Source organism: Thermomonas sp., from assembly GCF_047606765.1.
Taxonomy (GTDB): Bacteria; Pseudomonadota; Gammaproteobacteria; order Xanthomonadales; family Xanthomonadaceae; genus Thermomonas.
The window spans coordinates 56479-66697 of sequence record NZ_JASGED010000070.1 but is presented as its reverse complement, the minus strand read 5'-3'; the positions used below and the strand labels follow the sequence as shown (position 1 = coordinate 66697).

General features: G+C 65.4%; 12 protein-coding genes. 10 read left to right on the top strand and 2 right to left on the bottom strand.

Features of this window, described 5'->3' with window-relative positions:
• The 4 genes from QM612_RS06925 to QM612_RS06910 form a co-directional block, all read left to right on the top strand.
• The coding region (locus QM612_RS06925; RefSeq protein ID WP_415253163.1) for a cbb3-type cytochrome c oxidase subunit I at positions 1–921 on the top strand (921 nt) is incomplete at its 5' end.
• A gap of 19 nt (positions 922–940) precedes the next feature.
• Entirely contained in the window at positions 941–1078 is a 138-nt protein-coding gene (locus QM612_RS06920; RefSeq protein WP_415253162.1) for a hypothetical protein, read from the top strand.
• Positions 1075–1653 carry a cytochrome c oxidase assembly protein gene (locus QM612_RS06915; RefSeq protein WP_415253161.1) on the top strand — a complete coding sequence of 193 codons (579 nt, stop codon included), beginning with the start codon at positions 1075–1077 and terminating at the stop codon, positions 1651–1653. The genes QM612_RS06920 and QM612_RS06915 overlap by 4 nt, the downstream gene beginning before the upstream one ends.
• Before the next feature lie 29 nt (positions 1654–1682).
• Positions 1683–2573, top strand: a complete 891-nt coding sequence (locus QM612_RS06910) for a cytochrome c oxidase subunit 3 (protein ID WP_415253160.1) — start codon at positions 1683–1685, stop codon at positions 2571–2573.
• 173 nt (positions 2574–2746) lie between these two features.
• Here QM612_RS06910 and QM612_RS06905 read toward each other — a convergent pair whose 3' ends face one another.
• Entirely contained in the window at positions 2747–2974 is a 228-nt protein-coding gene (locus QM612_RS06905; RefSeq protein ID WP_415253159.1) for a twin transmembrane helix small protein, read from the bottom strand.
• Between the two features lie 120 nt (positions 2975–3094).
• Here QM612_RS06905 and QM612_RS06900 point away from each other — a divergent pair, with 120 nt between their 5' ends.
• From QM612_RS06900 to ada, 6 genes are all read left to right on the top strand, one after another.
• Positions 3095–3802, top strand: coding sequence for an SURF1 family protein (locus QM612_RS06900; protein ID WP_415253166.1), 708 nt, complete (start codon positions 3095–3097; stop codon positions 3800–3802).
• Positions 3790–4374 (top strand): hypothetical protein, encoded by a 585-nt coding sequence (locus QM612_RS06895; RefSeq protein WP_415253158.1) that lies wholly within the window; start codon positions 3790–3792, stop codon positions 4372–4374. The genes QM612_RS06900 and QM612_RS06895 overlap by 13 nt, the downstream gene beginning before the upstream one ends.
• A 4-nt stretch (positions 4375–4378) precedes the next feature.
• Positions 4379–5521, top strand: coding sequence for a COX15/CtaA family protein (locus QM612_RS06890; protein WP_415253157.1), 1143 nt, complete (start codon positions 4379–4381; stop codon positions 5519–5521).
• A complete protein-coding gene (cyoE, locus tag QM612_RS06885) occupies positions 5518–6459 on the top strand; it encodes a heme o synthase (protein WP_415253156.1) in 942 nt (313 codons plus the stop codon). Before QM612_RS06890 ends, cyoE begins: the two co-directional genes overlap by 4 nt.
• Positions 6456–7100, top strand: coding sequence for a DNA oxidative demethylase AlkB (alkB, locus tag QM612_RS06880; protein WP_415253155.1), 645 nt, complete (start codon positions 6456–6458; stop codon positions 7098–7100). The genes cyoE and alkB overlap by 4 nt, the downstream gene beginning before the upstream one ends.
• 162 nt (positions 7101–7262) lie before the next feature.
• On the top strand, positions 7263–8159 hold the full coding sequence (ada, locus tag QM612_RS06875) for a bifunctional DNA-binding transcriptional regulator/O6-methylguanine-DNA methyltransferase Ada (RefSeq protein ID WP_415253154.1): 897 nt from the start codon (positions 7263–7265) through the stop codon (positions 8157–8159).
• Between the two features lie 80 nt (positions 8160–8239).
• Here the strand turns inward: ada and QM612_RS06870 are convergent, their stop codons facing one another.
• Complete coding sequence (locus QM612_RS06870; RefSeq protein WP_415253153.1) at positions 8240–10213, bottom strand: S9 family peptidase; 1974 nt, start codon at positions 10211–10213, stop codon at positions 8240–8242.
• Between the last annotated feature and the right edge of the window lie 6 nt (positions 10214–10219).

The following is a 10219-nucleotide window of genomic DNA, read 5'->3' as shown; positions in this document are numbered from 1 at the left end:
AGCTTCTTCAACGCGGCCGGCGGCGGCGACCCGGTGATGTACCAGCACATCTTCTGGTTCTTCGGGCACCCCGAGGTGTACATCATGATCCTGCCCGCCTTCGGCGTGGTCAGCGAGATCATCCCCACCTTCAGCCGCAAGCCGCTGTTCGGCTATCAGGCGATGGTCTATGCCACCGCAGCGATCGCCTTCCTGTCGTTCATCGTCTGGGCGCACCACATGTTCACGGTGGGCATGCCGCTGGGCGGCGAGATCTACTTCATGTTCGCGACGATGCTGATCTCGATCCCGACCGGCGTGAAGGTGTTCAACTGGGTCACCACCATGTGGCGTGGTTCGATCAGCTTCGAAGCCCCGATGCTGTGGGCGGTGGCCTTCGTGATCCTGTTCACCATCGGCGGTTTCTCCGGCCTGATGCTGGCGATCGTGCCTGCCGACTTCCAGTACCACGACACCTATTTCGTGGTGGCGCATTTCCACTACGTGCTGGTGACCGGCGCGCTGTTCTCGATAATCGCCGCCGTCTATTTCTGGTGGCCGAAGTGGACCGGCCGCATGTACAGCGAAGGGTTGGCGAAGCTGCATTTCTGGTGGAGCGTGATCTTCGTCAACCTGCTGTTCTTCCCGCAGCACTTCCTGGGCCTGGCCGGCATGCCGCGCCGCATCCCGGACTACAACGTGGTGTTCGCGGACTGGAACATGATCAGCTCGATCGGTGCGTTCGGCATGTTCGCCACGCCGTTCATCATGGCCTTTGTGCTGTGGCACTCGCTGAAGTACGGTGCCAAGGCCGATGCGCGTTCGTGGGAAGGCGCCAGGGGCCTGGAATGGACGGTGCCGTCGCCGGCACCGCACCACACCTTCGAGCGCCCGCCGGTCATCAAGGACGGCGATCTGGCCCACGGCGACATCAGCCACTGAGTCGTCAGCTGACCGCAACATGAGCCGCGAAACCGCCACCGTCGATGCCGCCGCCGAGGCCCGCCGCAAGGGCGTGCGTCGCACGGCGCTGCTGTTCGCGGGGATCGCGGTGCTGATCTATGTCGGCTTCATCCTGTCCGGCGTGGTGGGGCGATGAGCGACAACCGCGCCCGCGATTTCGGCGTGTTCAAGCTGGCCTGCGTGTCGCTGGCGGCGTTTGGCTTCGCCTTCTCGCTGGTGCCGCTGTACCGGATCGCCTGCGAAAAGGTGTTCGGCGTGCGCCTGGAGCAGGGGCCGGTTGCTGCGTCGCAAGTGCAGGCCGATGCCGGCGCGCGCTGGGTGACGGTGCAGTTCGACGGCGGCGTCAATTCCAGGCTGCCGTGGCAGTTCCAGCCCGAGCAGCGCACGATGCGCGTGCAACTGGGCAAGCAGTACGAGGCAACGTATTTCGCGCGCAACACGGCGGATCGCAGCATCGTCGGCAGCGCGGTGCCGTCGGTGGCACCGGCGCGCGCCTCCGGCTACTTCAGCAAGACCGAATGCTTCTGCTTCACCGCGCAGACGCTGGCTGCCGGCGAAGCACGCGACATGCCGGTGCGTTTCATCGTCGATCCGGCACTGCCGGAGGGCGTCAAGACCATCACCCTGTCGTACACCTTCTACAAGAACGATGCCCAGACGGCTGCGCTTGGCGCCGCTGCCGGGGCCGACGTGGCGCATACCGCGCCCTGACCTGACGCAACGCAACCGGAAGACCCGCCATGGCCAATGCCCACGCCGATCACGCCAGCCACGACAAGGACATCTATTTTGTCCCGCACAGCAGCAAGTGGCCGCTGTTCGCATCGATCACGCTGTTCATCACGATGGTGGGCTTTGCCAGCTGGCTGAACGAAGTCAGCTGGGGCCGCACGGTGTTCTTCATCGGCCTGGCCGGTCTTCTGGCCGTGCTGTTCAAGTGGTTCGGCGACGTGATCCGCGAATCGGTGGCCGGCCATTACAACAAGCAGGTGGACGTGTCCTTCCGCATGGGCATGGTGTGGTTCATCTTCTCCGAAGTGATGTTCTTCGCCGCCTTCTTCGGCGCGCTGTTCTATACCCGCCAGTTCGCGCTGCCGTGGTTGAACGGCGAGGGCGACGGCGGTGCCACCCACAGCCTGCTGTGGGCGGGCTTTTCCGGCGGCTGGCCCAGCAACGGCCCGGCGGCGGTTGGCGGCAGCTACCAGACCATTCCGGCCTGGGGCCTGCCGCTCATCAACACCCTGATCCTGCTGACCTCGGGCGTGACCCTGACCATCGCGCACCATGCGCTGAAGGAAAACAAGCGCGGCATCCTGCTGCTGTTCCTGGGCCTGACCGTGGCGCTGGGCTGCCTGTTCCTGTTCTACCAGGCCCAGGAATACATCCATGCCTATCACGCGCTGAACCTGACCCTGGGTTCGGGCATCTACGGCTCCACCTTCTTCATGCTGACCGGCTTCCACGGCGCGCATGTGACGCTGGGCACGCTGATGCTGGCGATCATCTGGCTGCGTTGCCTGAAAGGCCACTTCACGCCGAATGACCATTTCGCCTTCGAGGCGGTGGCGTGGTATTGGCACTTCGTGGATGTTGTGTGGCTGGGACTTTTCCTGTTCGTGTACGTGCTTTGATGTTCCCCTTCTCCCTCCGGGAGAAGGTGCCCGAAGGGCGGATGAGGGTTCGGTCATCGATGCGGCAGCATCGTGCTTCCGTACCCTCTCCCCAACCCCTCTCCCGCCGGGAGAGGGGCTTGAAGCAAAAAGGCCGGCATTGCCGGCCTTTGCGCTATCGAAAGGGCGATAATTCAGCCCGGATTGCTGCCCACGCCGTGCGGGGTGATCCAGCCCATGTAGATGGCAAGGATCACGAACAGGATCAGGGCCACGCTCAGGGCGATGCGTTTGGTCAATGAGTTGACGGTGCGCTTGGTGGTGCCCTTGTCCACCAGCATGTAGTACAGGCCGGCGCCGAGGTTCCACAGGATGAGGATCAGCACACCGACGATGAGCAGGGTCTTCAGCGAATCGCTCATGTTCGTCTCCACGATGCGGGCCGTCCGCAGGGTGCCGGCATTATCGCAGCACCGGAGTGCAGCGCGGTGAGTACGCGCACGCGCAACCTGATCTGGGGCTGGCTGCTGGCGGTGGTGGCGATGGCGGCGTTCGCTTCGCTTGGGCGCTGGCAGCTCGGGCGCATGCACGAGAAGGAAGCGATGCTTGAAGCTGCATCCGGCGCGGTCACGGATCGCACGCATCCGCAGCCCTTGCTGCTGGCCTCCGACCCGAAACGTGTCGATGCCTATGACTGGGCGGAAGGCAGCGGGCGCATCGCCAATGTCACCCTGTGGCTGGACAACCAGCAGCGCGAAGGGCGTGCGGGCGTGCGCATGTATTGCGTGCTGCTGCCGGACGATGGCGTGCAGGCGCTGCTTGTGGATGCAGGCTGGTGGCCGCTGGATGGCACGCGCGCGTTGCCGGTGTTCGGCTGCCCGGCGCGTGATGCGCAGATGGTGCGTGGCCTGTTGGCAGCACCGCCCTCGGTGGGCATCGCGCATGGCGCGGCACTGGCCGAAACGGGCGACGCACGCTGGCTGGCATCGCGCATGACGCTTGCGGACATCGCCAAGGCGTTGGGCCTGTCCACCGGCATTGCGCCGCGCGTGCTGCGGCTTGATCCGCAGCGCAAGGAAAATGATGCAGGCGTGATGCTGGCACCGGGCGAACGTGACCTGGACATCCTGCCCAACACGCTCACGCCGCAGCGGCATCTGGGTTATGCAGTGCAATGGTTCGGGCTTGCGCTGGCAGTGCTGGTCACCGCGCTGGTACTGACTTTCAGGAAGAAAACATGGACCCGATGACGCCCACGCAGGTGGCCAATCGCCGCCGCAACCGCAGCATGCTGCTGATCCTGTTTGCCTTGTTCTTCGGTGGCATGCTGATCGCCGGCCTGCTGCGCTTCTCGGGCTGGCGGCCGGAAGGCATGAAGAACAAGGGCGAGATGCTGCAACCCTATGGCGACCTGCGCGAATACGCGCCGACGCTGGCGGACGGCGCGCGCTATGGCTGGAAGGACGAGCCACGCATCTGGCGCATCGTGGCGATGCCGCGCGATTGCGACAGCGCGCGCGCGGCGGCATGCACACGCTTGTTGCAGGACGTGGACAAGGTCTGGAAGTTGATGGGCAAGGATGCTGACCGCGTGCATGTGCTGTGGGCTGGTGCCGTTCCTGCGGATGCCAGCCTGCCGCGCACGGCGCATGTCGTGCATGCGGATGAAGGCCTGCGCGCGGGACTGGCGCGTTGGGACGATGCAGCCGGTGATCCAGTCTGGCTGATCGATCCCAACGGCTTCGTCATCCTGCGCTACGCTCCCGGCTTCGATCCGGGTGACCTGCGCACCGATCTTGCCCGCCTGCTGAAAATCAATTGAGCGCATGAACCCGAGCACGCCCCTGTATCGCCATTTCCACCGCATCGCATGGTTTGCGGTGCTGCTTGCCGCCTGCGTGATCGTGTTCGGTGCGTTCGTGCGCCTGTCCGACGCGGGCCTCAGCTGCCCGGACTGGCCGACCTGCTACGGCAAGGCTGCATGGCCCACGCACGCCGACCAGATCGGCGATCACGCCGCCACCGCGATCCGCCCGGTGGTGCCGGAGAAGGCGTGGCGCGAACAGTTCCATCGCATGATCGCCGGCCTGCTGGGCGTGCTGGTGCTGGCACTTGCGCTGCTTGCCACGCGCAAGCGCCCGCAAGGTTGGCTGCATGTGATCGGCGCTTCGGTGGCGGTTGCCATCGCCATCCCGCTGTACATGCGCGGGCAGCATGTGGCGGCGTCCGCGCTTGCCGTGTTCGGCGAAGCCTTGCTGCTGATCGGCGCGTTGCGATGGTCGAACATGGATCTGGCGCGCACTGCCACGCTGACGCTCGCAGTCATCATCTTCCAGGCCTTGCTCGGCATGTGGACGGTGACCTGGCTGCTCAAACCCATCGTGGTGACGGGGCACTTGCTGGGCGGCATGCTGACCTTTGCATTGCTGGTCTGGATGGCGTGGAAGTCCACCGGCATCTTCATCATCAGTGGCGATGCCGCGCGCCTGCGCCGCTTGTTGGTAGTGGGCCTTGTATTGCTGGCCGTGCAGATTGCGCTGGGTGGCTGGACCAGCGCCAATTACGCCGCGCTGGCCTGTGGCACGGATTTCCCGAAGTGCGCGGGGCAGTGGTGGCCGCAGCATGATTTCGCCGAAGGCTTCGTGCTGTGGCGCGGGATCGGTGTCGATTACGAAGGCGGCGTCCTCGACAACGCTGCGCGCGTCGCCATCCAGCTTGCGCACCGGATCATGGCGCTGCTGGTGTTCGGTCACCTGATGGCGGTCGCGGTGCGCCTGCTGCGCAACCCCGGCCTGCGTGGCTGGGGCGCGCTGCTGGCCGTGCTGCTGCTGACGCAGGTCGGCCTTGGCATCGCCAACGTGATGCTGTCGCTGCCGTTGAAGATTGCAGTGCTGCACAACGCCGGCGCCGCCGCGCTGCTGTTCGTGCTGGTCACTTTGCTGGCGCGGGTGCGTGCGCCGGACGCATGAGCGCCACGTCTTCCATCGCATCGCAGTACTGGGTGCTGACAAAGCCGCGCGTGGTCGCGCTGATCGTGTTCACCGCGATCATCGGCATGCTGCTTGCCATCCAGCCGGGCGATGACTGGCCGTGGCTGCGGCTCATCGCCGGCAGTATTGGCATCTGGCTGGCGGCGGCCAGCGCGGCGGCGATCAACCATCTGCTGGATCAGCGCATTGACAAGGTGATGGTGCGCACCGCCGACCGCCCGCTGGCGACCGGCGCGCTGCGACCGGCGCAGGTGCTGGCGTTCGCCATCGTGTTGGGCGTGGCTTCGATGGCGATCCTGCTGCTGTGGGTGAACGCGATCTGCGCGGCGCTCACCTTCGCTTCATTGATCGGCTATGCCATCGTCTATACCGGCTGGCTGAAGCGCGCCACGCCGCAGAACATCGTGATTGGCGGCATCGCCGGTGCCGCGCCGCCGCTGCTGGGCTGGGCTGCCGTGACCGGCATGCAGGGCCAGTGGGACTGGGCGCATGCGCTGCTGCTGGTGCTGATCATTTTCGTGTGGACGCCGCCGCACTTCTGGGCGCTGGCGATCTTCCGCCGCGAGGACTACGCGCGCGCGCTGGTGCCGATGCTGCCGGTCACCCACGGCGTCGCATACACGCGCTGGCAGATCCTGCTGTACACCGTGTTGCTGGTGGTCGCCACCATCCTGCCGTGGGCCACGCACATGAGCGGGCTGTTCTACCTGTGCGGCGCGCTGGTGCTGGGCGCGGTGTTCCTCTGGTACGCATGGAAGCTGCTGGATCCGCCGGACGAGTTCTTCGCGATGCGCGCGTTCAAGTACTCCATCGTCTATCTGATGGCGCTGTTTGCCTTGCTGCTGGCGGATCACTGGCTGCAACCGCTGCTGCAACCGCAAGCGTTGCCCGTGATGGAGCTTTCGCGGCAGGCGTGAACGACCTGTTCGCCGCGCTGCAATCGGGAACCCGCACGCAGCTGTCTGTGCAGGCCTGCGTGCTGCACGGCTTTGCGTTGCCGTTCGAGGATGCGCTGCTGGCCGGCATCGCCACGATTGCCGATGCCGCGCCTTTCCGCCATCTGGTCACGCCCGGCGGGCACGCGATGCAGGTGGCGATGACCAACAGCGGCAGGTTTGGCTGGTGCAGCGACCGGCGCGGCTATCGCTATGACCGCAGCGATCCGCAAACCGGCAAGCCGTGGCCGGTGCTGCCGGATGCGTTCCTGCGCCTTGCCCGTGATGCCGCCGCCGAAGCCGGTTTTGATGGCTATCTGCCGGACGCCTGCCTCATCAACCGCTATGCACCGGGCACGCGCTTGAGCCTGCATCAGGATCGCGACGAGGACGACCGCGTTGCGCCCATCGTGTCGGTGTCGCTGGGCTTGCCGGCAACGTTCCTGCTCGGCGGTTTTGCGCGCGGCGATGCATGCGTGCGCGTGCCGCTGGCGCATGGCGACGTGGTGGTCTGGGGCGGCGCGGATCGCATGCGCTTCCACGGCGTGCTGCCGGTGAAGCCGGGCCTGCACCCGCGCACCGGCGAGGCACGCTTCAACCTGACCTTCCGCAAGGTGAAATAGCGAAGCTGTTTTTTGCTCGTCATTCCCGCGAAGGCGGGAATCCATGGACTTTGTTGTTCAAAAAGTTAACGTCCATGGATCCCCGCCTTCGCGGGGATGACAGCCATTTCCGATCGCAAGAAACGGGATGCCCGATGCGCCGGGCAGGGCTAGAGTGATGCCATGCATGCGAAATCAGCCCTCGCCAAATCCCGCCGCGATGCCGCGCTGGTCGCTGCCGCATGCCGCCACATCGAAACGGCGCAGCAGGCACCTACGCTGGATGCACTGGCGCACGAGGCCGGGCTTAGTCCGCATCACTTCCACCGCCTGTTCAAGGCGGTGGCCGGGGTTACGCCGAAAGCCTATGCGCAGGCGCATCGCGGCAAGGCACTGCGCGATGCCTTGTCCAAACGCGGCGCGAAGGTGACCGATGCCGCGTTCGATGCCGGCTTCAACGCCAGCAGCCGGTTCTACGACAGCGCCGAGGCCATGCTGGGGATGAAGCCGGCGCAGTACCGCGATGGCGGCGCGGATACGCGCATCGCATTCGCCATCGGCCAGTGTTCGCTGGGTGCGATCCTGGTCGCCCGCAGCCAGTGCGGCGTGTGCGCGATTTCATTGGGTGACGATGCCGATGCCCTGCTGCGCGAATTGCAGGATCGCTTTCCACGTGCGGAACTGATCGGCGGCGATGTGGCATTCGAGCGCCTGGTGGCACAGGTGGTTGGCTTGATCGAAGCACCGCAACTTGGCCTGGACCTGCCACTGGATATTCGCGGCACCGCCTTCCAGCAGCGCGTGTGGGAAGCGCTGCGCGCAATACCTTCAGGTGAAACCGCAAGCTATGCGCAGATCGCACAGCGCATCGGCAGCCCGAAATCCGTGCGCGCGGTGGCGCATGCGTGTGCATCCAACACGCTGGCGGTGGCGATTCCCTGCCATCGCGTGGTGCGCAGCGACGGCAGCGTGTCCGGCTATCGCTGGGGCGTGGAACGCAAGCGTGCGCTATTGCTGCGCGAGACGAGATCGCTTCCCTCTCCCCGTCGCAGACGGGGAGAGGGTGCCGAAGGCGGGTGAGGGGGCTTTTCGCGCGGCCTGCCGATGCCCCTCATCCGCCCTTCGGGCACCTTCTCCCCGCACGCGGGGAGAAGGAAACGTCAGTCGTTCAACAGATACGTCTGCCAGAACAGCATCGTGGCCGCAGTGTAGTAATCGCTGTTTGCCTTCTTGGCAAAGCCATGCCCTTCATCGGCATACAGCAGGTACCACACCGGCTGGCCGTTGCCGCGCACCGCCTTCACGATCTGCTCGGCTTCCGTCCACGGCACGCGCGGGTCATTGCGGCCCTGTGCCACGAACAGCGGTGACTTGATCCTGTGCGCGTTGTTGAGTGGCGAGATGCGCTCGAACACAGCGTTCATCGCCGGGTCGCGTTCATCGCCATATTCCGCACGGCGCAGGTCGCGGCGGTAGTTCTCGGTGTTCGCAAGGAAGGTGCCGAAGTGCGAGATGCCGACGATATCCACGCCGGCACGGATGCGGTCGCTGTAATGGGTCAGCGATGCCAGCACCATGTAGCCGCCGTAGCTGCCGCCGATCACGCCGACGCGCGATGCGTCCAGTTCGGGTTGCTGCGCAATCCAGTCCAGCAACGCGCCGATGTCCTTGACCGAATCCTCGCGCTTCCCGGCGTTGTCCAGCGACAGATAGGTCTTGCCGTAACCCGATGAGCCGCGCACGTTCGGCACCAGCACTGCCACGCCCATCTCGCCCGCAAGGTATTGCGCGGTGGGGTTGAAGGTGGGCAGCGACTGGCTTTCTGGCCCGCCATGGATGCTGATGACGACCGGGTACTTGCCGTTCCTCGCAGGCCTCATCGGCTTGTAATAGAACGCCGGGATCGTGCGTTGCCTGCCATTGACCTGATCGAAGGTGGGATAGCGCACCAGCGTGGGCGCGACGAACTTCGATGCATCCAGGCCACCCACTTCGCTTCGCGTCCAGCGCGTCAGCGTGGCGGCGGCAAGGTCGATCACGTAGGCGTCGCTGGGTGAGGTCGCACTGTTGATGCCGATGGCAAGCCGCTTGCCGTCCGGCGAAAACGCAAGCCCGCCGATCAGGCCGACCGGCAATGCCGGCAGCCGGATTTCCTTGTGGCCGGGCAACGAAAGCACGCGCAGCTTGCCGATGCCATCCTCGTTGGTGACATAGGCCAGATGCCTGCCGTCCTCGGCGATGGCAAAGCCCGTCACGTCCCACGGAATGCCGGCACTGAGCATGTCCAGCTTGCCGCTGGCCAGGTCGTGATGGCGCAGGGTCTTGAACTCCTGCGGCTTGCCGCCTGCGTCCTCGTCGGAAACGAAATACACCGTCTTGCCATCCGGCGCGAAGGCGAACCCGCCAAATGCAGCCTTGCCGCCATCCACCGGGAACAAGGTCAGCTTGCCGCTGGCCACATCGACCACGCCCGGATGCGATTCGGCGGCGGACACGTAGCGCATCACCAGCAATTCCTTGCCATCCGGCGAGAAGTCCAGCGGCGTCCAGCTGCCGCCGGCATCCACCAGCAACCGCGTTGCGCCAGTGCGGGTATCGCGCAGCCACACGTCGCGGTCGGTGCCGTTGCGCGCGGTGCTGCTGTACGCCATCAACCCGCCGTCCGCGCTGAGCGTGGTGCCGCCATTCTGGCTGCGCCCGCCGTCGGTGAGCAGGGTGGTGGCGCGTGTTTGTGCATCGAACCAGTAGAGCTGGCTGTATTCGTCGCCGCCCTTGTCCTTGGCAAACACGAAGCCATCGCGCGAGGCCCTGGCCGGTGACGGGGTGATGCCGGAAACCGGTTCCGGATAGAAGGTGAGTTGCTCGCGCATGCCAAGCGGCTGGCACACGCGATGCACCTGCGCGGTTTCCGCGAAGCGGGTGGAGATCAGCAGGCAGCCGTCCTTCGTCCAGCCGGCAACGCCTGCGCCGCGCGTGTTCTGGTAGCGGTTGAGCTGTTCCAGCAACTCAGCCGGGATCGGCGGGATGTTCTCGCTGGTGCGGTTGCCCGCGACCTCGCGCTTCACCTCGGCGGTTTGTGCGAAAGCGGGCAGTGCGGCGAACAGGGTGGCAAGCAGCAGGGTGCGATGCAGCATCGTGGC